Origin of the sequence: Lactobacillus taiwanensis DSM 21401, assembly GCF_001436695.1 — a bacterium.
Taxonomy (GTDB): domain Bacteria; phylum Bacillota; class Bacilli; order Lactobacillales; family Lactobacillaceae; genus Lactobacillus; species Lactobacillus taiwanensis.
Genome location: NZ_AYZG01000042.1, coordinates 1 through 22852 on the forward strand (window position 1 = coordinate 1; position 22852 = coordinate 22852).

26 protein-coding genes and 1 other annotated feature are annotated in these 22852 nt (G+C 34.2%); of the genes, 5 read left to right on the forward strand and 21 right to left on the reverse strand.

What is annotated here, in order from left to right; translation table 11 throughout:
• Window positions 1-64: 64 nt before the first annotated feature.
• The 17 genes from rplT to FD18_RS05905 all read right to left on the reverse strand — a co-directional run bounded on the left by rplT (window position 65) and on the right by FD18_RS05905 (window position 16146).
• On the reverse strand, window positions 65-421 hold the full coding sequence (gene rplT / locus FD18_RS05830; RefSeq protein WP_003646918.1) for a 50S ribosomal protein L20: 357 nt from the start codon (window positions 419-421) through the stop codon (window positions 65-67).
• A 33-nt stretch (window positions 422-454) separates the two neighbouring features.
• Complete coding sequence (gene rpmI, locus FD18_RS05835; RefSeq protein WP_003646917.1) at window positions 455-655, reverse strand: 50S ribosomal protein L35; 201 nt, start codon at window positions 653-655, stop codon at window positions 455-457.
• A gap of 18 nt (window positions 656-673) precedes the next feature.
• A complete protein-coding gene (gene infC, locus FD18_RS05840; protein ID WP_057719034.1) occupies window positions 674-1192 on the reverse strand; it encodes a translation initiation factor IF-3 in 519 nt (172 codons plus the stop codon).
• 38 nt (window positions 1193-1230) lie between these two features.
• Window positions 1231-1343, reverse strand: a sequence feature (ribosomal protein L20 leader region).
• A gap of 44 nt (window positions 1344-1387) precedes the next feature.
• A complete protein-coding gene (locus FD18_RS05845) occupies window positions 1388-2320 on the reverse strand; it encodes a CPBP family intramembrane glutamic endopeptidase (RefSeq protein WP_235499891.1) in 933 nt (310 codons plus the stop codon).
• A gap of 131 nt (window positions 2321-2451) precedes the next feature.
• Window positions 2452-2649: a hypothetical protein gene (locus FD18_RS10145; RefSeq protein WP_057719036.1), complete on the reverse strand. Its 198-nt coding sequence runs from the start codon at window positions 2647-2649 to the stop codon at window positions 2452-2454.
• 230 nt (window positions 2650-2879) lie between these two features.
• Window positions 2880-4811 (reverse strand): threonine--tRNA ligase, encoded by a 1932-nt coding sequence (thrS, locus tag FD18_RS05855; protein WP_057719037.1) that lies wholly within the window; start codon window positions 4809-4811, stop codon window positions 2880-2882.
• 281 nt (window positions 4812-5092) lie between these two features.
• Window positions 5093-5992, reverse strand: a complete 900-nt coding sequence (gene dnaI / locus FD18_RS05860) for a primosomal protein DnaI (RefSeq protein WP_057719038.1) — start codon at window positions 5990-5992, stop codon at window positions 5093-5095.
• A 14-nt stretch (window positions 5993-6006) separates the two neighbouring features.
• Complete coding sequence (locus tag FD18_RS05865) at window positions 6007-7347, reverse strand: DnaD domain protein (protein ID WP_057719039.1); 1341 nt, start codon at window positions 7345-7347, stop codon at window positions 6007-6009.
• Window positions 7348-7354: 7 nt separating this feature from the next.
• The gene (gene nrdR / locus FD18_RS05870) at window positions 7355-7819 is read right to left on the reverse strand and encodes a transcriptional regulator NrdR (protein WP_057719040.1); all 465 of its coding nucleotides are present in this window, start codon (window positions 7817-7819) and stop codon (window positions 7355-7357) included.
• A 5-nt stretch (window positions 7820-7824) separates the two neighbouring features.
• Window positions 7825-8421, reverse strand: coding sequence for a dephospho-CoA kinase (gene coaE, locus FD18_RS05875; RefSeq protein ID WP_057719041.1), 597 nt, complete (start codon window positions 8419-8421; stop codon window positions 7825-7827).
• Window positions 8418-9248: a DNA-formamidopyrimidine glycosylase gene (mutM, locus tag FD18_RS05880; RefSeq protein ID WP_057719042.1), complete on the reverse strand. Its 831-nt coding sequence runs from the start codon at window positions 9246-9248 to the stop codon at window positions 8418-8420. The genes coaE and mutM overlap by 4 nt, the downstream gene beginning before the upstream one ends.
• A gap of 15 nt (window positions 9249-9263) precedes the next feature.
• The gene (gene polA / locus FD18_RS05885; RefSeq protein WP_057719043.1) at window positions 9264-11924 is read right to left on the reverse strand and encodes a DNA polymerase I; all 2661 of its coding nucleotides are present in this window, start codon (window positions 11922-11924) and stop codon (window positions 9264-9266) included.
• Window positions 11925-12026: 102 nt separating this feature from the next.
• On the reverse strand, window positions 12027-12158 hold the full coding sequence (locus tag FD18_RS10360; RefSeq protein WP_261786846.1) for a hypothetical protein: 132 nt from the start codon (window positions 12156-12158) through the stop codon (window positions 12027-12029).
• Between the two features lie 130 nt (window positions 12159-12288).
• The gene (locus tag FD18_RS05890) at window positions 12289-13065 is read right to left on the reverse strand and encodes a sulfite exporter TauE/SafE family protein (RefSeq protein WP_057719044.1); all 777 of its coding nucleotides are present in this window, start codon (window positions 13063-13065) and stop codon (window positions 12289-12291) included.
• 122 nt (window positions 13066-13187) lie between these two features.
• Window positions 13188-14501, reverse strand: a complete 1314-nt coding sequence (murC, locus tag FD18_RS05895) for a UDP-N-acetylmuramate--L-alanine ligase (protein ID WP_057719045.1) — start codon at window positions 14499-14501, stop codon at window positions 13188-13190.
• Window positions 14502-15153: 652 nt separating this feature from the next.
• Complete coding sequence (ytpR, locus tag FD18_RS05900) at window positions 15154-15801, reverse strand: YtpR family tRNA-binding protein (protein ID WP_057719046.1); 648 nt, start codon at window positions 15799-15801, stop codon at window positions 15154-15156.
• A gap of 24 nt (window positions 15802-15825) precedes the next feature.
• Window positions 15826-16146 (reverse strand): thioredoxin family protein, encoded by a 321-nt coding sequence (locus tag FD18_RS05905; protein WP_057719047.1) that lies wholly within the window; start codon window positions 16144-16146, stop codon window positions 15826-15828.
• Window positions 16147-16280: 134 nt separating this feature from the next.
• Here FD18_RS05905 and FD18_RS05910 point away from each other — a divergent pair, with 134 nt between their 5' ends.
• Complete coding sequence (locus FD18_RS05910) at window positions 16281-16655, forward strand: hypothetical protein (RefSeq protein WP_057719048.1); 375 nt, start codon at window positions 16281-16283, stop codon at window positions 16653-16655.
• 80 nt (window positions 16656-16735) lie between these two features.
• Here FD18_RS05910 and trmB read toward each other — a convergent pair whose 3' ends face one another.
• Genes trmB through FD18_RS05925 form a run of 3 tightly spaced genes read right to left on the reverse strand, consistent with a single transcriptional unit; the run spans window position 16736 to window position 19354 of the window.
• Window positions 16736-17392, reverse strand: a complete 657-nt coding sequence (gene trmB, locus FD18_RS05915; protein WP_057719049.1) for a tRNA (guanosine(46)-N7)-methyltransferase TrmB — start codon at window positions 17390-17392, stop codon at window positions 16736-16738.
• Between the two features lie 11 nt (window positions 17393-17403).
• Window positions 17404-18615, reverse strand: coding sequence for an ABC transporter permease (locus tag FD18_RS05920; RefSeq protein ID WP_057719050.1), 1212 nt, complete (start codon window positions 18613-18615; stop codon window positions 17404-17406).
• Window positions 18608-19354 carry an ABC transporter ATP-binding protein gene (locus FD18_RS05925; protein ID WP_057719051.1) on the reverse strand — a complete coding sequence of 249 codons (747 nt, stop codon included), beginning with the start codon at window positions 19352-19354 and terminating at the stop codon, window positions 18608-18610. The genes FD18_RS05920 and FD18_RS05925 overlap by 8 nt, the downstream gene beginning before the upstream one ends.
• Window positions 19355-19449: 95 nt before the next feature.
• On the opposite strand from FD18_RS05925, the gene FD18_RS05930 reads away from it, so the two are divergent.
• The 4 genes from FD18_RS05930 to FD18_RS05945 all read left to right on the forward strand — a co-directional run bounded on the left by FD18_RS05930 (window position 19450) and on the right by FD18_RS05945 (window position 21824).
• Window positions 19450-19884: an HIT family protein gene (locus FD18_RS05930; RefSeq protein ID WP_057719052.1), complete on the forward strand. Its 435-nt coding sequence runs from the start codon at window positions 19450-19452 to the stop codon at window positions 19882-19884.
• A gap of 82 nt (window positions 19885-19966) precedes the next feature.
• Complete coding sequence (locus tag FD18_RS05935) at window positions 19967-20455, forward strand: YtxH domain-containing protein (protein ID WP_057719053.1); 489 nt, start codon at window positions 19967-19969, stop codon at window positions 20453-20455.
• A complete protein-coding gene (locus tag FD18_RS05940; RefSeq protein WP_057719054.1) occupies window positions 20455-20805 on the forward strand; it encodes a YtxH domain-containing protein in 351 nt (116 codons plus the stop codon). Before FD18_RS05935 ends, FD18_RS05940 begins: the two co-directional genes overlap by 1 nt.
• Before the next feature lie 122 nt (window positions 20806-20927).
• Window positions 20928-21824, forward strand: coding sequence for a peptidylprolyl isomerase PrsA (locus FD18_RS05945; protein WP_057719055.1), 897 nt, complete (start codon window positions 20928-20930; stop codon window positions 21822-21824).
• Between the two features lie 49 nt (window positions 21825-21873).
• On the opposite strand, the gene FD18_RS05950 is transcribed toward FD18_RS05945, so the two are convergent.
• Window positions 21874-22851 (reverse strand): 3'-5' exoribonuclease YhaM family protein, encoded by a 978-nt coding sequence (locus FD18_RS05950; RefSeq protein WP_057719056.1) that lies wholly within the window; start codon window positions 22849-22851, stop codon window positions 21874-21876.
• Window position 22852: the final 1 nt, after the last annotated feature.

Below are 22852 nucleotides of genomic sequence, written 5' to 3' on the forward strand. Positions count from 1 at the left end.
AGTTGCTTGATTCTTTTTCAAAACTATTCATCAACAGGATTTGACAAACAGCCTTTTAATATTCTTAGTTCAAAGCTTTCTTAGCAGCATCTGCTAAATCAGCAAAAGCTTTTTCATCGTTGTAAGCAATGTCAGCTAACATCTTACGGTTCATGTCAATACCAGCTACCTTTAAACCGTGCATTAACTTAGAGTATGAAAGACCATTTTGTCTTGCAGCAGCATTGATACGAGCAATCCACAATTTTCTGAATTCACTCTTACGCTTCTTACGGTCACGGAATGCATATTTACGTGATACAAATACTTGAGTACTTGCTGCTTTAAATTGTAAGTGTTTTGAGCCACGGTAACCCTTGGCTAACTTCATGATCTTCTTACGACGAGCGCGTGTTACGGTTCCACCTTTAGTTCTTGGCATCTAAAATTCCTCCTCAAAAAGTCTTCTAAATAATTAACGCATTTGGGAAAGCATCTGTTTGATGCGCTTTAAGTCACTTGCTGAAACCATAGCAGCTTTTCTCAAATGACGACGTTGTTTCTTAGTCTTACCGTGGAAACGGTGTCCAGTGTAAGCATGGTGACGCTTTAAACCACCATTAGCAGTTCTCTTGAAACGCTTTGCTGAAGCGCGGTGTGTTTTTTGCTTTGGCATATCTATTCCTCCAATTAACTACTTTTTCTTTTTGTCTTTCTCACTTAATGGAGCAAGCATTAAGAACATTGAACGACCTTCCATCTTAGGCTTAGTAACTACATTAGATAAGTCACTAGCTTCTTCGGCCATCTTTTCTAAGACCTGTTTACCTAACTCCTTGTGAGTAATTGCTCGACCTCTAAAGCGAATAGAAACTCTAACTTTAGCGCCTTTGGTCAAGAATTTACGAACATGCTTTAACTTAGTGTCAAAGTCATTACCTTCGATTGTTGGACTTAAACGGATTTCTTTAACAGCCATAACCTTTTGATTCTTACGGTTTTCTTTGGCTTTCTTTTGTTGTTCAAAACGGAATTTTCCGTAATCCATAATTCTAGCAACAGGTGGCTTAGCATTAGGAGAAAGCAAAACCAAATCAAGGTCAGCATCGGCTGCTTTACGTAAAGCTTCATTCTTAGAAACGACACCAACTTGTTGGCCATCGACTCCAATTAAACGAACTTCACGAGCACGAATATCTTCGTTTAAGATCATATTTCTTGGTATGAGTATTCACCTCCACGTTAATTTCGAGGACAAGAAAAAAGCGGGCAAAGTTAACGCCCGCTTTTAATCAACAGATATTATCGATCAGCCCAGAGGTAATATTAACTTAGGCGAGAAGCGGGAGCTTCTTCTTGTTCTCAACTTCTAAATTATACCATCTAATCAATTTACGTCAAGAAGTAATTAAATGCAACTATTAATTTTTTGGTATCGATTAAATTCCACTGGTAAATTTATCAATCGGTCAGCATTTTCTTCTAATACTTCTCGCCTTTTACCATACATCATCCAAACTGTAACAGCTAATGGAACTAAAACCATTAGAACTTCAGAAATGTAATCTGTAGGCCAGCCATTAAATTGCCAGCCTGCAGAATTCCAACCACTCTGCAAGTTTGCAAGATAATCCATCAAGAAGTGAAAAATCATTGGTATCCAAAGTTTCCCACTATAAAGGTAAAGCACAGCCCATAAAAAACCACTTCCCATTACTCCAATCACTTGAGCAATTGTAGCTTCAAAGGTTTCACCATTCCAACCAACGTTTCCTAGATGAGATAATCCGAAAAGAAGCGCAGAACCATAGATAGCTATTGGTACACGCCAACTACGATATCGCTTAAAACCAGCAAGTAAAATTATAATAGCCAAATATCTTTCAGTTTCTTCAAGAATGCCTGGTTCTAAAGCAGCTGTAAAACTTGCAATGGTAACATATTTTTTCTGCAAATCGATTGAATATTTAAAAAATGCAGTCCAAATTTGCTTATCATAGCTGATAAATGCATTGTAAAACACATCAATAAATGCAAATAGCAAAAGTATTATTAAAATTGAATATTGAAAATTACTACTTTTTATAAACTTCAAATTAGGATTAAAATGAAATCCCCACTCTTTTCCTAAAAAACAAGCTAAAATTAATAGAGCAAACGCTGCAATTACTCCTTGGCTAGTAATTGAATGGAGCCACGGTAAATTCTTGCTAATTTTTAATAAAGAATCAGGACCATATTGTGTTCCTAGAAGACCAACCCCTACTAAACGTAAAAACCAATTCTTCAAGCTGCCCACAAATAAAATTGCGAGAGGTAATAGTAAAACTAAATAGCTCATCCAGAGCAAAAGAACCCATAGAATTTCTAGCTGAGGGACATTTTTTAAACAGTAATTACCTATTTCTACCCACACACTTGGGAATAAAGTACTTAGGCCAAATAAATTTAGCCATCTTACAATTTCAAAGATTATTCCATTCGTTTTTTTGCTCTTTGAACATATAAATTAAGTCCAAAAACTATTATAAAAAAAGCTCCTTGAATTAAATTCTCTAAACTATTTTTATTATGAGATAGAGCCTCTAAAAATATCCAGATAAGTGTAATTAATAATTGCACATCAAAAATTTGTTGCCATCTTTTATGTGACAAAGTAAAATCCTTCATTCTATTCCTCCAGTTAGTTATCTAGTTTTTTTATTATAATGATCTTTCAATTTTTTTAAAGATATTTCATGCATAATAAAAAGAACTCATCTGCTGTGAGTTCTTAAAAACTAATCAAATTTTCCTTTTTGTTTTACTTCATTCCATAGACAAATGGTTATTTTTTCTATACAAAAAATCCGCTGGGATCTTCTTCCTAGCGGATTTTTATTATCTATCAATTATCAAAATTATTTTTCTCTTGAGTATGACTTAACATCAGCATCAATTTCAGCGATAAAGTCATCTAAACTCTTAGAAATTTGTTCTTCAGTACCGTAGCGACGAACATTAACGCCATTTGCATTCATTTCTTCATCACCAAGAACTAAAGTGTAAGGAACTTTTTGAGTTTGTGATTCACGAATCTTGTAGCCAAGTTTTTCATTTCTGTGGTCTACTTCGGCTCTAAATCCACGCTTAGCTAATTCAGCACGAACCTTGTCAGCATATCCACCATGGGCTTCTTCGTTAACTGGAATAATTTCAGCTTGAATTGGAGCAAGCCAAGTTGGGAATGCACCCTTGTAAATTTCAGTTAAGTAAGCAATGAATCTTTCCATAGTACCAACAATACCACGGTGAATCATAACTGGACGGTGTTCTTCACCATCTTGACCTACATAAGTTAAGCCAAATCTTTCTGGAAGCATAAAGTCAAGTTGGATAGTTGACATAGTTTCATCGTTACCCAAAGCAGTCTTAGTTTGAATATCAAGCTTAGGACCGTAAAAAGCAGCCTCACCTTCTGCTTCAACGTAGTCAAGACCAAGATCATCCATAGCTGCTTTAAGCATTGATTGAGATCTTTCCCACATTTCGTCATTTGCGTAGTACTTGTCAGTATTCTTTGGATCACGGTATGAAAGTCTGAAGTAGTAATCAGTAATGTCAAAGTCCTTGTATACGTCCATGATTAACTTCAAAACTTTAGCAAATTCTTCACGAATTTGATCAAGTGCTACGAAAGTGTGACCATCATTCAAAGTCATTTCACGTACACGTTGTAAACCAGATAAGGCACCTGATTTTTCATATCTGTGCATCATACCTAATTCAGCAATACGGATTGGCAATTCACGGTATGAACGAATGTGGTGCTTATAAATTTGAATATGTGAAGGACAGTTCATTGGACGAAGTTCAAGCATTTCGCCATCACCCATGTCCATTGGTGGGAACATATCATCTCTATAGTGTGCCCAGTGACCAGAAGTCTTGTAAGCATCTACGTTCATTAAAACTGGAGTATAAACGTGTTCATAACCGTCAGCAACTTCTTTATCAACAATGTATCTTTCAACAACGCGACGAATAGTTGCACCCTTTGGCATCCAGTAAGGAAGACCAGCACCAACTTTAGGATCAACAAAGAACAAGTCTAAATCTCTACCAATAGTTCTGTGGTCTCTTTCCTTAATTTCAGCACGGCGCTTCAAATCTTCATCTAAAGCAGCCTTCTTGAAGAATGCAGTACCAAAAATTCTTTGAAGCATTGGGTTAGAAGACTTGCCTAACCAGTATGCACCAGCAACAGATAACAACTTGAAGTTCTTAATTTTACCAGTGTTTGGCAATAAAGCATCAAAACCAAAGTCTACAAAGTCACCTAATTTATAAACTGCAACTTCGTCCTTTTCATCTTTCAAAAGATCTAACTTGAATTGGTCATCTTTAAAGATATCTTCCAATTCGCTCTTCTTCATTGAAGTGTATTCAATCTTTTCGCCATTCTTGATAGCTTTTTGCATTTCTTTTTCAAGTTCTGGTAATTCAGTGATCTTAATTTGATCTTCCTTATCAGTATCTACAAAGAAGCCACCTTCATCTGCTTCATGCATACCTAAACGTAATTCTGGGTACTTACGCTTTGCAACAGCTTCAAGTAAGAATGCGGCAGTAGCACGTAAAATGTCTAAACCTTCTTCATCCTTATCAGTAATAATAGCTGCTTCAACATCTTCATCAACAACGTAATCTAAAGGCTTCATTACGCCATTAATTTTTGCACCAACAGCAGCTTTTCCTAGAGAAGTAGCAATAGAAGATGCTAATTCCTTAACAGAAACTGCCTTGTCAAAATCTTTCTTTGAGCCGTCTGGCAAAGTTACAGAAAAACTCATAAAATTTTACCTCCAAATAAAAAATCCCAGCACTAAAAATAGTGCTGGGACGTTAAAATACGTGGTTCCACCCGAAATTCGAATTAATCGTAAAAATTAATTCCTCTAAAGGTCGTTAATGGTACCTAGCCAAATATAAAAAATTTCAGGAATGAAATTGGGGTTCTCTTCTAATCAGGAGCTTCCAGAACTAGGCTCCTGTCTCTGAGTTGAAGAAAATCATGTCTTTCATTGACTTTCATTATACTAGCTCATCGAAGAGATGCAAGAGAAATTTTAAATTAATTTCTACGATTTTTACCACCAACAAAAACTTCTTTACTCAAAAAACGAACTCGCTCCATTAATCGTTTGGCTTTCACTTCATCTACGTTATTTCGTATTTCAGCAAAGTGCTCCATTAAGTCATCCATGGTCATATTTGAGCTAAAAAAGGTTGGTAAGACATTATCCATACGTTTTTGTAAAATCACACCTAAAACATCGTCACGCGACCATTCACTTAATGTTTCTGCTCCAATATCGTCAAAAATTAAAACGGGAGCAGAAGCAATACGATCAATTTCATCATTTAGGCTATTATCTTGAAAATGACTTCCTAAACTAGCTATAAAAGATGGTACATGTAGAAAGACTACTCGGTTTCCTTGACGAGCAATAGTATTAGCAAGACCAGCTAAAATATAAGTTTTACCAACGCCAAAATCCCCAGTTAGATATAATCCTTTGATATGCTTATTTTTCTTAAAATTAGCTAAAAACAAGGCTACTTCATCCAAAACCGCGTCACGTTCTGGTGTTGAATCGATATTTGCTAATTCGACATGACGCAATTTACCTGGTAAATCAATTAATTCAATCCTGCGCTCTGCACGTGCTTTTGCTTCAGAATCCAATTTATCTTGAGTAGGCACATAAGTAATATCAATTACATTACCGTTAAGAAAAAGTCTAGGCTTGTATCCCTTCATCACAGGATTTGGCGCCTTAATCTGCTCAACATAGTTAAAAATTGTAGGAAGCGAAGCCTGGACAATTTCCTTATTTAATTTATCCTTATTTTGTTTAAAAAATGTCTGAACACTTGGATGCTTTATTGCCGTTCTAGCAATTTTTTGACCATCCTCATCTAATTTTCGTTTTTTCAAAATTCGTGTAATTACTTCAGAAATATCTTCCACCAGTACAACACTTCCTATTCATTTTTACCAAATTCGCGAAAAATTCGGTTTCTTTCTTCAGTAGACATTGTTTTTCTCTTAGTCTGATTCTGCTTTTCATACTTCGACCAATCAGTTGTTTTACGCACAGTCTTTTTAGGTGCACGATAATACTGACGCTTGCGCGTATTTTTTCTTTCTTTTAGATAGGCAATTGCTTCAGCTGGTGTAGTAATTCCTTGCTGAAGCCAATCATTAGCAATTCGGTCTGCAAGATTAGCGGTCAATACAGTATCATATTCAAAACATGCATAAACAATCATATTAATTAAAGGCGGAGTTAGTCCCATTTGACCTTGTAAACGAAAAATGACTTTCTTTTCATTTGCAGTTATATAGCCACCCTTTTTTTCTTTTAATTCATACAAGTAATCAGTTGGCACTTTACTATCTACAGCCTTCAGTAAATCTGCATCTGATTGGGATAATTTCTTAATAGTCCTATTCGCATCTTTAGGAACTTGTTGCAATTGCTTTTTAACCATCTTTTTATTGCGATTAAGTCCGAAGTTCTCGTTAACAGCGTTTTGAATTGCATACATATTCAGTTTTTCTGAACCAGCTGACATAGTAATTAAAGCCGTATCCACAAATTCTTGCTCTGTTAGATGATAAAAATCAATAATCTGTTTAATTTCGACTTGATGCTTTAAAACTTCGCCCTTATCGATGTGATAGCTCGCAAATAGGTCTACCAAAAAGTTCCAATCAATTTTTACTGGTTCATTGCCCAGCTTTATTTTGCTCTTATTATCCTTAGGAACTTCGCCAGCTGCTTCTTTAACTTCGACAGGAGCATCAATCGCACTTTCAGCACTTAAATGAAATACATCAAAAAATCCACTAGTAACCTCTTTAGCATCTTTTAAACCGACAAAAGTACGTGGTGTAAATTTCTTTACTAAACGATTAAATGCTACATTCCCTACACGTTCAAGTAATAAACTTGAAAGTAAAAAGGTATGAAAAAATTCACCTGCTGAAGGAACTTTTTCAACTTCAAAAATTAATACTTCGCCTAGAACAGGATTTGAACCTAAAAAAGTCTTAACTAAACCTGTCGCTTCTAAATGATGCAATGTAGAAAATAAATCCTCTAATTTTAGATTTGTCTGATCTTGAAGTTGATATAAGGTTTTATAATCTTTAGCAAAAGGCACTTCATCAAATTCCTTTGTTAAAGTTATGTATAATCCCACTCCTTGAATTCCTACTAAGGGTTCAAAAAGAGTTGTTAGAACCTTAATATTTTCCTCACTAACAGCTATTTGATTAGCCACATAAAAAGGCTGCTTAGGGTCAGCACTTTCAAACACAGGCTACCTACTCCTTATCATGTTTAGCCATCATATCTTCCATGGCTTCCATAAATCCTGAAACATCTTTAAATTGACGATAAATACTTGCAAAACGAATGTAAGCTACATCATCTAAATTAGCTAACTCTTTCATCACTAAATTACCAATATCTTTAGATGAAATCTCATTAAGACCTTGCTTACGAATTTCATTTTCTACATGGTCAACTAAAGTATCTAATTGCTCACTTGAAATCGGTCTTTTCTGCGCAGCCATCACTACACCATGCAAAATTTTATCGCGGTTAAAGGCCTCACGAGTCCCATCATTTTTGATTACTAATAAAGGTGATCGCTCTACCCTTTCAAAAGTAGTAAACCGAAAACCACAATTTTCACATTCTCTACGTCGTCTAATTGCTCTGTTTTCATCGCTTGGACGAGAATCAATTACTCTTGAAGCATTCTTGTGACAGTTTGGACATTCCATCTTCTCTACCTGCCTATCTTTTGTAATAAATCGGATAATCTTTTCTCTAAATCATTTATTGTACCAGTATTCGCTACAACATAGGTAGCTCTTTTTTCTTTTTCACTTAGTGGCATTTGATTATTTATTCTACTTAAAGCTTCTTTTTCAGTGAAATTATTCCGCTTCATCAGTCGCTTAAGCTGCAACTCTGGAGAAATCGAAATAACTAATACCCCATCACATAAACTTTCAAAGCCAGATTCAAATAGCAATGGCACATCAATTACAACCAATTTTTCTTGATTTAAACGATACTGCTCCATCTGTCGTTTAATTTCTTGATGAACAAGTGGGTGGGTTAAACTGTTAAGCTTCTTTAACTTAGCTTGATCGTTAAAAACTATCTCACCTAACTTGCGACGATTGATTGTTTGATTATCAGTAAGAATCTTTGATCCAAAATAGTCAACAACAGCCTGATACCCAGCTTGTCCAACTTCCATTATCTTATGGGCAATCAAGTCGGAATCAATAATTGGAATATTTTTCTTTTTGAAAAAGTCATCAGCCGTACTTTTACCACTGGCAATTCCACCAGTTAAACCTAAAAAATATGTCATTTGTACAACACCTGACAATGTGAACAAAAAGTAGTGCCACGTCCGTTTACTTTAATCTTTTCTAAAACAGTACCGCAGCTGCTACACTGTTCACCTGCATGACCATAAACTTGAAGCATATTTTGATAACCACCAGTTTCTCCATTTGCATCTAAATAAGTATGAACAGTTGTACCGCGTTCTTTAGTTGCTACAGCAATCGTATGATTAATATTTCGATATAAATCAGCCACCTTATCGGATGGTATTTTTTTAGCGCTACTTAGGGGATGAATTTTACTCTGCCACAACACTTCATCAACATAAATATTACCTAATCCGCAAACTACTGTCTGATCTAAAATTGTATTCTTGATATTTTTCTTTTTTTTACTTAATGCATCCCTAAAATATTCAAGACTAAACTCATCAGTATTTGGTTCCGGTCCTAGGTGTCGAATTCCAGTCGTCTGACGTTCTGTTCCAGTCTCGACTAAATGCATTCTTCCAAACTTCCGCACATCGTCATATCGTAAAGCTGTTCCATCTGTAAAGATAAATTCCACATGTTCATGCTTTTGCTTAGGAGCATCTGGAGTAACTAAATGATATTTACCTTCCATGCGCAAATGTGACACCATTGTTAAGTCATCATTAAATCTAAACAGTAAGTATTTACCATAACGATCAATCTTCAAAATTTTCTTATTTGTCAGTTTTTTAACAAACTCATCTGGATCATTAACTATAATTTTAGGATACCAAACAACAATTTTTTCAATTGTTTTTCCTTTAACTAATGGCGTTAAAGTCCTCCTGACCGTTTCAACTTCTGGCATTTCTGGCATCAAATCACCTACTTTTTATTTTGCATCATACCAATTATGACCCCAGTTTGAATCAGCAATCAAAGGTACATCTAATTTTACAGCTGATTGCATAACCTCTGGCACAATCTTCTTAATTGTATCTAGTTCATCCTTAGGTACATCAAAAATCAATTCATCGTGTACTTGCAAAACCATCTTAGTCTTTAAATGTAATTCATCAAGTTTTTTCTGCATGTTAATCATAGCAATCTTAATGATATCAGCTGCTGATCCCTGAATTGGTGAATTAATCGCAGTTCTTTCCGCAAAACTTCTTACATTAAAGTTCTTAGAATGAATGTCTGGCAAATAGCGTCTTCTATGCATAATAGTTTCTGCATAACCATTTTCACGCGCTTTTTTAATTGCTTCATCCATATAATTTTTAATTTGTGGATATTGTTCAAAGTAATTTTCAATAAACGTCTTAGCTTGCTTACGACTAATACCTAAGTTTTTAGATAAGCCATAGTCTGAAATACCGTAAACGATACCAAAGTTAACAGCTTTAGCATGTCTACGCATTAATGGCGTTACTTCATCTGGAGAATCTAAATGGAAGATCTTCATTGCAGTGTGGGCGTGAATATCATACCCCGACTTAAAGGCTTCCTGCATATGCTCATCACCAGAAACATGAGCTAGTACTCTTAATTCAACTTGTGAATAATCACAAGAGAAAATATATCCATCTTTAGTTGATGGAACAAAAGCCTTTCGAATTTGCTTTCCTTCATCAGTTCTAGTTGGAATATTCTGTAAATTAGGATCTACTGAAGAAAGACGACCTGTTGCAGTCAAAGTCTGTAAATAACGAGTATGGATTCTGCCATCAGGCTGAATACAATCAAGTAGCCCTTTAACATAAGTATTTTGAATTTTAGCAATTTGACGGTAGTCCAAAATTTCTGAAACTATTGGGCTCTTCATCTTCAATTGCTCTAATACCTCAACAGATGTTGAATAGCCTGTCTTGGTCTTCTTAATTGGAGGTAAGTTTAACTTTTCAAAAAGAATATGGCCTAATTGCTTAGGTGAATTCAAGTTGAATTCTTCACCAGCTTGTTGATAAATCTTTTGCTCTAATTCTTGTAATTTAATGGCGAATTCATTACCAAGTTGATTCAAAACTGATGCTTCAACCTTAATCCCAGTAATCTCCATCTTTGCTAAAACAAAAGCAACTGGAATTTCGATTGTTTCATATAAGTCATCTTGTTCATGATCTTTTAATTTTGCAAGAAGCGGCTCTTTTAGCTTTTCAATTACAGCAACTTTTGCAGACAAATGTTCAAAAAATTCCCCATCTTCTGGAACAGCTTGCTTTTTACCCTTACCATAAACCTCTAAATCGGTCTTAACTGAATAATCGTCATATAGATGCGCCACCTCACCAAGATCATTGGAATTATTTTCATTATTAACCAGATAAGAGGCTAAAAGCATATCATAATCTAGCCCTTCAGCTTTAATGTCTAGTCGATTCAAGCCCACATAAGTACGTTTAATATCAAAAACATTCTTTTTAATATTCTTATCTTCTAGCATTTGACGAAGCGGATTTTCTTGCAATAAAACAACGTCTTTTGAAACATAAATCTTATTGCCAACTTTTAATGAAAATCCTTCTAACGGTGCTAAATGATAATTATCACCCAACATTGCTAAATAAAAAGTAACTTCTTTTTCATTAATATTGTCCAATTCGACAATATTTTCTTTAGTTAATTCAAGATATTCATATTTTTCAATTTCTTGTTTATTACTATTAGTAGCAGACGCACCTAACTCAGCTAAAAATTTCTTGAATCCTAACCGTTCATACAAGTTACGCAAGTCTTCAATGTTTGGATCTTGAAGTTTAGTATCAGCTAAAGTAACTTCAACAGGAGAATCACGATCAATAGTTGCTAATTTTTTAGCTAAAAAGGCCTTGTCTTTATCGTTAATTAAATTCTCTTTTAACTTGGACTTCTTCATTTCATCCACATGTTCATAAAGTTTTTCAACTGAACCATATTTTTGAATTAAGCGTGAAGCAGTCTTAGGACCGACCTTTGTTACACCAGGGTAATTATCAGAATTATCACCCATCAAAGCCTTCATATCAATAAACTCTGTCGGAGTAACACCATTAACTTCTTTCATATGTTCTGGCGTATAGGCTTCAGTATCACCAACACCGTTTTTAGTAATTAAAACGGTTGTCCTATCAGAAGCAAGTTGTGTCAAGTCTCGATCTCCAGTTACAACATCAACTGTATATCCTGCATCTTCACCCATCTTTGAAAGAGTCCCAATAATATCATCTGCTTCATAATTTTTTAGTTCATAACTCTTAATTCCTAAATCTTTAAGCAATTCACGGATAACAGGAAGTTGCTCCGATAATTCACTTGGAGTTTTTTGTCGACCACCCTTATAATCTTGATACATCTTGGTTCTAAAAGTAACTTTCCCAGCATCAAAAGCAACTAAGACATTAGTCGGCTTTGTCTGCTTCATAATTGCATCAAGCATATTCTTAAAAGTAAAAATTGCATTTGTATGCAAACCGTCTGGACTAGTAAATCTATCTAACTGACGGTACAAAGCATAAAAGGCACGAAAGGCCACTGAATTTCCGTCAATTAAAAGCAATTTCTTTTGTGCCATATTTTTCTCCTTAAATAAAAAAACTGTCAAATAGTCTCTTAACTATTTTAACAGTTTTTGATACATCATTTAATTATCTACTTTGCTTTAGTACTTAAATACCTAAAATGGATTATTTTCATCACCAACTTCACGATAATTATCAGTACCACCTTCAGTACTTAAGACAATGATTCTTGAATTCTCATCAAGGCTTAATTCTTTACGATAATTTTCTAAATCTGGGCTAGACAAATAAGAACCAGTTGATCGAATATTCGATTGCTACTTATCGTGGTGACTTAAACTCTTTTATAATTGATCTTAACCGCTAAAAAATAGAAACGTACTTAAACGTTCCTCTTTTTAACGATCTTTGATGATTTCAACGAATAAATTTCATCCCAATCATAATAATTCCTAAACCTATAAAGACCCAAGCAACAACCTTATTGAGCTTTTGCTCATCAATTTTATTAGCAAAGCGTGAACCAATAATACCTGCTACAACTGCCCCTAACGCTATCCAAAGGCCATATTTCCAATCGACATTGCCTTGTCTTGCGTAACCTAATAATGATGATAATGCTGTAATTGCCATAATAACGGTTGAGGTTCCAACAGCTTGATGCATTGGATAATGCAAAATAAAAATAATAGTCAATAACACCATCACACCGCCGCCAGCACCAACTAGTCCACTAATGATCCCAATACCAAAGCCTAATCCTAGTAATGCCATTGTTTGTGCAAATTTCGACTTAAAATGAACACCTTTGTTAGGATCAAACGAATTGTTCTTCTTTCGCAGCGTCGAAATCCCTGAAATAATTAACATTATCGCAAAAATACCGCTTAGTTTCGTATCAGAGATTATCCCAGCCCAGTGACTTCCAAGTTGAGCTCCAATAATTGACCCTACTGTAATCCAAATACTAGCCTGCAGCCTGACATTCTTATGCTTGATATAATCAATTGAAACAACGATACTTGTAATCACATCAACTAATAAGCTCGTTCCAATTGCTAAATGAGAATTAATTCCAAAAAGCAACGTTAAGCTAGGAACAACAACGGTAACACCACTCGCTCCAATTAAACTAGTGATAGTCCCTGTTACTAGACCAATACAAATTATCTCTATAATTGCTAAAATTGACATCCTTCACGCCTCAATGCTTAACAATATTCCCTGTCTACATTGTATTAGTCTTTCAACTACAAACCAACAATTACGACAAAAAACGCTCAATTCTAATTATATTAATTGAGCGTTTAATTTAATTATAGTAATTTTTCATATGCGTCTTCATACTTAGGAATGTCACCAGCACCCATAAATACTACAACAGCATTCTTATGCTTAGTTAAATCAGCAATATTGTCTAAATCAATTACTTCTGAACCAGGAATATTGTTAACTAAATCTTCACTTGAAATATCGCCACTTGCTTCACGTGCAGAAGCATAAATTGGAGTAATGTAAGCCTTGTCTACATCACGTAAAATTTCTTCAAAATCTTTTTGATATTTCTTAGTTCTTGAGAAAGTATGTGGTTGGAAAACTACCACTAATTCTTTATCTGGGAATTTTTGACGAGCAGCTTGAATAGTTGCACGCATTTCTGTTGGGTGGTGAGCATAATCATCAATTACTGAAACATCGCCAAAATCTTTTTCAGCAAATCTTCTCTTAGCACCCTTGAAAGTTAAAAGTCCCTTCTTAATATCTTCCATTGGAACTTTTTCAGTATAAGCTACTGCAATCACAGCAGTAGTATTTAAAATACTGTGATCACCAAATAAATGAATTTCAAAGCGACCCAAATCTTTTCCATGTGCTAAAACATTGAACTTAGAACCAGTAGTAGTCTTTTCAATATTAACTGCTTGGAAGTCATCAGTATCTTTGAAGCCATAAGTATATTTAGGAATATCAGTCTTAAGACTTTGAAGACGTTTGTCGTCTCCCCAAACAAAGAGAGCCTTCTTAGTTTGATCAGCAGCAGTTTGGAAGGCACTAGTATAGTCAGCTTGATCCTTAAAGTAATCTGGGTGATCAAAATCAATGTTAGTCATAATTTGGTAGTCTGGGTGATATGCTAAGAAGTGACGACGATATTCATCGGCTTCATAAACAAAGAAACGTGAACCCTCTACTCCTTTACCACGACCATCACCAATTAAGTAAGAAGTAGGAGCAACTTCACCTAAAACGTGTGATAAAAGACTTGTAGTTGAAGTCTTACCATGTGTACCAGAAACTCCGATTGAAGTATGCATCTGAACAATTTCTTCAACAGTATCAGGATAGCTTTGCCATTCAACATTTTTGTCCAAGCAAGCTGCTACTTCAGGATTATCTTGCTTAAAAGCATTTCCTTTAACAATTACTTGTTCTGCATTGCTCTTAATATTTTTTGAGTCAAAGTTTTTTACTTCAATACCAGCTTTTTCAAGAGGAACTTGAGTAAAGGTGTACTTTTCAATGTCACTACCTGCAACATTATAGCCTAAGTCGTGCAAAACTAAAGCTAAGGATGCCATACCAGTTCCTTTAATGCCAATGAACCAAATTTGTTTATTTTTGTCTAACATATTATTACTATCTCCATTGTTTGTGCCAAAATATTCGTTTTAATTCTACCATTTTTAGCACAAAAAAAGAACATAACACAACGTTATGTTCTAATTAGAAAGTAGTTAGCTCATCCTTACTCCCTACTTTCTTTTATTTACAAAAATTCTTTTTCAAGCCCTAACATATAAGTAGTTTTAGATCATCAATCCGCGCCAAATCTTTCTTTATGTAATTACTAACTCAAAACGATAATCATCAAAAAAATTTCTCATATCTTTTGGACTTGGTCGATAAGGGGCCTTATACCCCCCCCAGAGTTTTCAGAGGCTCGCCTGCTAGCTTAGCTGTATTATACTTCATATATGTTATCTCGTTCCCTCACTTTCCGTTCACTATATATAACACAAAAAACATCATTCTTACCATTTTTACTATAACACTTATTGTAATTAAATAGCATAATAAAGATTCATATTATTTAAACATCTTCTTACCAATAGTAAAGGAGATACAACAAAAAATGTCATATAACTTATCAAAAGAAACTTAAGAGCACATAATATTAAGTTTTAAATAATGGCTTCTTATCAGAAAAATAATCCAACCTCTCCAACACAACCCGAGATTTATATGAATTTCGGGTTGTGTTATATCTAGTTCGAACAGATGTTAAAGGCTAATTTGACCACTAGCTAGTAATTCATCACACTTAGTTGGTTCAAATTCATCACCAGCTTTAAAGTCGTCAGGAACAACCATAATACCACGCTTTTGAGGAGCGTGTGCTAAGTCTAATTCGCGTGCTGAACAAATCATACCGTATGAATCAACACCACGAAGTGCACCTGGCCAAATTTGTTGACCATTTGGCATTAAAGTACCAGGAAGTGCCACAACTACCATTTGGCCTTGAGCAATATTTGGAGCACCACAAACGATTTGGTGTTCTTCACCATTTCCTACATCAACAGTAGTTACATGTAAGTGATCTGAATCTGGATGTGCTTCACAAGTCTTAACGTAACTATAAACAAGCGTTGGCTTTCCAATTTCTAGCTTAGTATCGAAGCCAGCTTCAGCAATTTTCTTGTTTAAAGCATCAACTAATTCTTGTGTTGGTTTAACTTCACCATTTGGTAGCTTATCATAATCTAAAAAGCTACTTACGTTAAAGAAATTAAATCCAATAACTTCGCTATCTTCATTTTCAACTCTTGTAACTTGATCTTTCTCTGTGAATTTACTACGACCCTTATCTTGGTCCAAAATCACAATTAAAGTATCAGGGTAACTTGTTTTATTGGTAGAAATAATCATTTCTAGTAAATTTCCTTTCCTAGACTATTTGAGAGAGTTAAGGAAGCTTTCTACTTCTTCTTTAGTCTTTCTGTCCTTATTTACTAGTCTACCAATTTCTTTGCCATCTTGGTAGACAACAAAGCTAGGAATTCCAAAGATATTTAATTCTTTTGCTACATCAATTGATCCATCACGGTCAATTTTATAGAATTTTGAATCAGGATTATCTTTTTCAATTTGTGGTAAAAATGGGTCTAAGAAGCGGCAATCTGGGCACCATGTAGCTGAAAACAATAATACTACTCTTCCATTTTTGGTAATGTCTTTTAACTTCTCAGGAGTTAATTCTTTGATTTCTTCCATTTATCTCACCTTTCCTTACTTTTTATAAGTCATAATTATTTTACATCCTTTTATTTCAAAAATCTAGTCTCAAATCTTTTAGCTTAGATTAAAAACGCTCTACAATAAAAATATAAAAAGAAGGTATTAAAATAATGGTTGATATGAATAAGGAATTGCTCCATGCCGGTTATCGATTAAACTTAGTTTTTGATGAAATGGTTCAAGATATTAGAAAAGATCTTGATAATTGGATTATGATTAATGAAAAAAATATCGACCAAATTTTCTCATTAATTTCTGCCTATCATAAAATTGCAGCTACAATTACCACCAATACTCGAAAAAATGGACTCCCTGCACACTTAAAGTCTGCTTCAGATGATACCTTAAAAGTGATGGATACATTTAATGATGAGATTCTTACTTTTGATAATTTTGCAAATAGTAGTGAGCATATCAAAGCTGGTACAAGATTTTTTAGAGCTGTTAATTATACAAATGAATTACTTTTAGAATTAAAATTATAAAGTAAATAATTATATTAAAAAAGTGTCTAGAATTTAACTTTCCTAGACACTTTTTTGCTTTTTAAAATGTTTTTATCAATTTATTGTACAAAATGTGCATGTAAGCAGTAAATCGGATTACCCTTAGCTGCAAATTTATGTTCATATTCAGTCTCAACATTTCTTTCAAAAACTTCGTCATTTGCATTATGTAAATCTAGACTTACATAATCAAATTTCATCCCATAATTGTTAAGACTTACTAAACTATATTCAAATAATCCTTGATTATCAGTCTTAAATTCCAAATGTCCATCTGGTTTTAAGATACGTTTATATTTGTCTAAAAAGCTCTTATAAGTCAACCGACGCTTTTCATGACGTGTTTTTGGCCAAGGATCAGAGAAATTTAAATATATAATATCTACGCTATTTTCTGGTAAATACATTGCAATATTTGCTGCATCGGCACACATTAATTGGAGATTATCGATCTTTTCCTCTAACTTAGTTCTCAAAATCATTCCTGCAGCTGTAGTTTGAAGCTCAACCCCAATAAAGTTCTTTTCTAGATGTTTTTTAGCTAAAGTCGTAATAAACTGACCTTTACCAGAACCGATTTCAATAGCAAGAGGCTTAGAAAAATCATCGAATCTTTCTTCCCAATTAATTTTTTCTTCCGGATTTGGCTCATTCAAAATTGCTTCTGGATGTTCGACTACTAATTTTTGAGCCCAAGGTTTATTTCTTAATCTCATTTTTTCACAACCTAATATCTAACTTTTTTAAACAACTGTTCAATTTTACTTGGTAAATAGAAATATAGCAATAAGAATGTTAAGGCAAGAAGTAATAATACTCCTTCAAAGGCTTCTAATTTTTGAGGAGAAAAGATTATCAAGCCAAGACTAACTAATCCCCATTCAAGCAGCATTCCCTTTTGTAAAACCTTTCTTAAAGCCTGCCCTCTTGACTTAAACGGAATCGGCATAACATGGTACATCATATTATGTTCATAAACCGTACCCAACGGAATCAACTGATAAAGTGTTAAGAAAATAATCAAAGCTCCGCTTGCTATCGCCCAGCGTGCATCTTGTAAGCAGGCAATTAACAATAAAGCAAAAATAATCATCCGAATTAATAAATTGCTATACTCAGGATCTCTTAAAAGTACCCGCTGATAGATGTACGTATTTGGTGTTTGATTATCTTTTTTAATCAAAAAGTCCAGATATTTTCTTCTTGAAATATGAACTTTCTTATCTGCTACATCGGTAAACATACTATAAAAGTTATTTAAGAGATCGACTCGTCTTTCTTCATAGTCTAAAGCCTTGTACCAGTCAAATATTTTACCACGTGGTAAGTAATCCACTCCAATCCCGCCTGCAATTGCTAACGTAGTATAAATAAGCGGATTAGGATAATGACCTAAAAAGGATAAGTACAAGACTATAAAATTTATCCCTAAAAAAAGCCAAGTATTGTAGTAATCATGCTTATTAAAATAAAAACTTCTAACAATCAATTTAAATTGCAAATTTTTACTTGCAATTAAACCAATCATTATAAAAATAAGTCCTCCAATTGAAAATCCTGCTCTCATTGTCGCAAATGGTAATAAAATTCCTGTAATCAAGATAATCAAAACAACTGGAAGAATCATATTGTGCAGATATAGCGGCTTGAAATAATCCTTCATTTCACTATCTTGATTAAAAAGAAAATGCTCATCTGCTCGATTAAATAAAGTTGCAAAATGTCCAATTCCTAATGTCGTTGTCCAAATCAAGGCAAGTAGCGGTTTATAAAACCAAAGATTATTCGGCCATTTCTTAATATTTTGTGCATACCAAAACATTAAGGCTCCGAATAGAAAAATTAATGCCAAGATAAAGAAATCGTTAAAAACCAACGTTAAATAATGCGTCTGCTTTTTAAAATTCTTATTAAGTCTATTCTTAATTAAATCAGTCATGCTTCTTCACCGTTTCCTGATTTAAAATTTGATATAAACGATCAAATGAATCGCTAGGCTTTAAGCCATAAAACTGTCTAATTTCAGTTAAACTGCCTTCAGTTTCAATTGTGCCGTTATTGAGTACTGCAAAAGTTTGAACAGCTTCTTGTGCCTCAGCTAAAACGTGAGTAGTCATTAAAACCATTTTTTGATTAGCAACGGCTTCTTTAACTAAATCAATAAAGTTAGCAACCGCCAATGGATCTAACCCAGTAAATGGTTCATCAATTACTAACAAATCCGCATTTGCTAAAAAGCTAGTAACAATCATGACTTTCTGTTTCATTCCTTTAGAAAAATTAATTGGTAACCAATCTAATTTATTCTCTAAACGAAACATTTTGCATAATTCTTTAGCTCGTGCCCAGGCCTTGTCCTTGTCTAATCCATATGTAAGCATTACGAGCTCAAGATGTTCTTTTAACGTTAATTCTGGATATAAAATTGGCGTTTCAGGAATATAAGCAATCATTTTCTTAAATTCAGCGGGATTTTCAGTTAAGCTAACGCCATTTAGAGTAATCGTGCCCTTCTGCATTCTCAATAGTCCAAGTAGATGTTTAATTGTTGTAGACTTACCTGCACCATTTAACCCAATTAAGCCAACCGCTTGGCCAGGTTCTATTGTTAAATTCACATTCTTAATGACATTAATTCCGGAATAACCACCAGTTAAATTCTCAATTTTAAGTGCCATAGATTTTTCCTCTCTACTGCAAATACTTCCTTATTATGATAGCATGAACATAAGTTAAACTAAATTTTCTTTTCATTAAGAAAGGAGCCGGTCTCATGGCAGAATTAGAAAAAGATTGTTTATTTTGTAAGATTATTAGAGGAGAAGTTCCTTCTTACACAGTTTTTGAAAATAATGATGTTAAAGCTTTTTTAGATATTTCTCAAGTAACTAAAGGTCATACTTTAATTATCCCTAAAAAGCATTTAGTAAATTTCTTTGATTATAGTCAAGAAGATGCAGCACGCTTTTTACAATATATTCCTCTCGTTGCTCAAGCAATAAAAAAATCAGACCCTACTATTAAAGGGATGAACGTTGAAGTTAATAATGGCGAAATTGCTGGTCAAGTTGTTATGCACTCACATATTCACTTAATTCCACGTCGGGGAGAAAATGATCCTATTTCTACTCCTCATGTGAATAATGCTGATAAATATTCAGAAGATGATTATCAAGCTGTTGCAAACGCTATCAAAAATAATCTATAATCTCAGTAATTTTCCCTTTAATGCGGTATAATAAAAGTGGTTATTAAGTTAAAAATTATTGAATAGATAAGAGGTATATATTATGTCTGGATTTTTATTAGGGATTCTTACCGGTACAGTTGCAGGTGGTTTATTATCATACGCTAAAAACCCATTAAGTGGTAATTCAATCAGAAGTGATGTTAAAGATTCGGCAGATAACTTTACTGACTCAGTTCACCGCGTTAAAACTATTTATGACGAACTAGAAGAAAAAAGAATGGAACAACCTGAGGAAACTCAAGATGAAAATGCTGATACAACTGAAGCTCCAAATGAAAAGGAAGAAGTTGAAGTATCTGAGGGTCCATCTCTTAAAGACAAGGCTCATGATCTAGTTGATGCATTCTCTGCTGCCTCATTTAAAGCTGTTGATCACAATCGTGTATTTGCTGCAGTAAAAAACAAGTTAAATGAAGCCAAAGACGAAATCGAAGATGCTACTGAGGATGTCAAGGATGCTACCCAAGATGAAGAATCTTTAGATAGCAATTCTGATGCGAGTGAAGAAGAACATAAGGAAGAAAATTAATGAAATTTTTTGCAATAGGCTTAGGCATTGGTAGTTTGGCAGGGGTAGGTATTTCTCTTCTCCCTAACCCGCAAACTGGTCACAAAGTTAAAGAAGATGTGCGTCAATTTTTAAATAATACAAAAAATGATGCTACAACTTTAGCAGCTAGCAAAAATCAAGCACAGGCTGCTGCCAGTCAATTAATGAGTGAATTACCCAAGGCTGAACAGTCAGTAAAAGATATACAAAGTAGCGTAACTAATTTTCAAAGTTCAATTAAACCTGAAGTAGACCAAATGAAAGAAAATATTTCTCATTTATCTCAAGAAGTAAAATCTACTGCTGATAAGGTTAAAAATGAACTTTAATTTTAAGATTTGTTAGTATTTTTTATAAATATATAGAAAACTCTTATTGTCCATTGGGATAATAAGGGTTTTTATGTTATATTTGAAACTGTGAATTAAACAAAGGATGTGCAAATTAACTTATGAAAAAAATGTGGAAAAAAGCAGCTGCTATTGTAGCTTTTGCTGGTATTGCTTTAGGAGCTACCGCTTGTTCTGGTGGCAAGGCTGTAGTTACTTATAAAGGTGGTAAAATCACTGAGAAACAATATTACGACAAGATGAAAGAATCTCAAGCAGGTCAATCTACTCTCGCCAGCATGATTGTTTCTGATGCCTTAGAAAGCCAATACGGTAAGGATGTCACTCAAAAGCAAGTTGATAAAGAATATGATAAATACAAGAAACAATACGGTAGTCAATTTGATTCTGTTCTTGAACAAAATGGAATGACTGCTTCTACTTTTAAAGACAATTTGAAGACCAATCTTTTAACTGAAGCTGCTTTGAAGCACATTAAGAAGATTACTCCTGCTCAAGAAAAGAAAGCATGGAAGAACTACCAACCAGAAGTTACAGTTCAACATATTCTTATCTCAAAAAAGAGTACTGCTGAAGACATTATTAAGCAATTACAAAATGGTGGCGACTTCAAGAAGTTAGCTAAGAAGTATTCAACCGATACTGCTACTAAGAATGATGCTGGTAAATTACCTGCATTCGACTCTACTGATAGCACTTTAGATTCTAGCTTCAAGACTGCTGCATTTAAACTTAAGACTGGTGAAATTACTACTACTCCAGTTAAGACCCAATACGGTTATCACGTAATTAAAATGATTAAGCACCCAGCTAAGGGTAGTTTCAAGGATCACAAGAAGCAAATTGATAATCAAATCTATCAATCAATGTCAGAAGATCAAAACGTTATGAGAAGTGTAATTGCTACAGTTCTTAAACGTGCCGATGTTTCTATCAAAGACAAAGACTTAAAGAACGTTCTTTCACAATACGTTTCAACTGACAGTCTTTCTAAATAATATTTCTAAAAAAATACCGAGATCATGAAAAGTGATCCCGGTATTTTTATTATTCTAATTTTGGAGCCTTATCTAAGGCCTCATCGCTTTTGGGACGGTAAAATCTGCGATTATCTTGTGACTTAATACTCTCAGTAAATTCTCCTGGCTTAGTTTGTTGCAAAGCATTTGTAATCGCATAAACGGTAGCATCTAAATCATCAATCTTGTGTAAAACTTCTGCTTCAAGAACAACTGGTCGATGTGCTGCCCCGTATTCTGGTAGACCATGATGAGATAAAACCAAATGTCTCAATAGCATCAAATCTTCACTATGTTCATCAATCTTTAATTCATGTGCAGCAAGCATAATTTGTTCATCAATTAAAACTAAGTGTCCAATCAAATTTCCCTCAGTTGTATAGCTTGTTGCTACAGGACCTGACAATTCTATTACCTTTCCCATATCATGCAAAATGCATCCCGCATAAAGGAGTGAACGATTAATTTGCGGATATGTGTTAGCAATTCCTTCTGCATCTCTTAACATTGAAACAGTGTGAAAAGCTAGCCCATTTTTAACAGCATGGTGGTTCGACTTACCAGCTGGAAATGAGAAAAATTCTTTATTCCATTTTTTGAGTAAGTAACGCACAATTCTATTCCAAGTTGGATTCAAAATTTCGAAGACACGTTTATTAATTTCTTCTTCAAGATCCTTCTGTTTGATCGGAGCTGAATGAACAAATTGACTTAGGTCATAACCTTCATTTGGACCCACAACTCTCAAATCATAAATTCTAATCTGTGGTCGTTCTTGATATTCTTCTCTTCTTCCACTTAATTCAACAATCGTTCCTGAACTAAAAGTATCCGCATCTTGCTTACTAGCATTCCAAAGATTGCCTCTAATTGCACCACTTGAATCACTAAATTGTAAAACTAAGTATTTTTTTCCATTTTTACTAGTGCGAAGACTTGAATCCTTGATTAATAAAACCAGATTCATATCCTCACCATCATTATAATCAAGCAATCTTTTTATCATG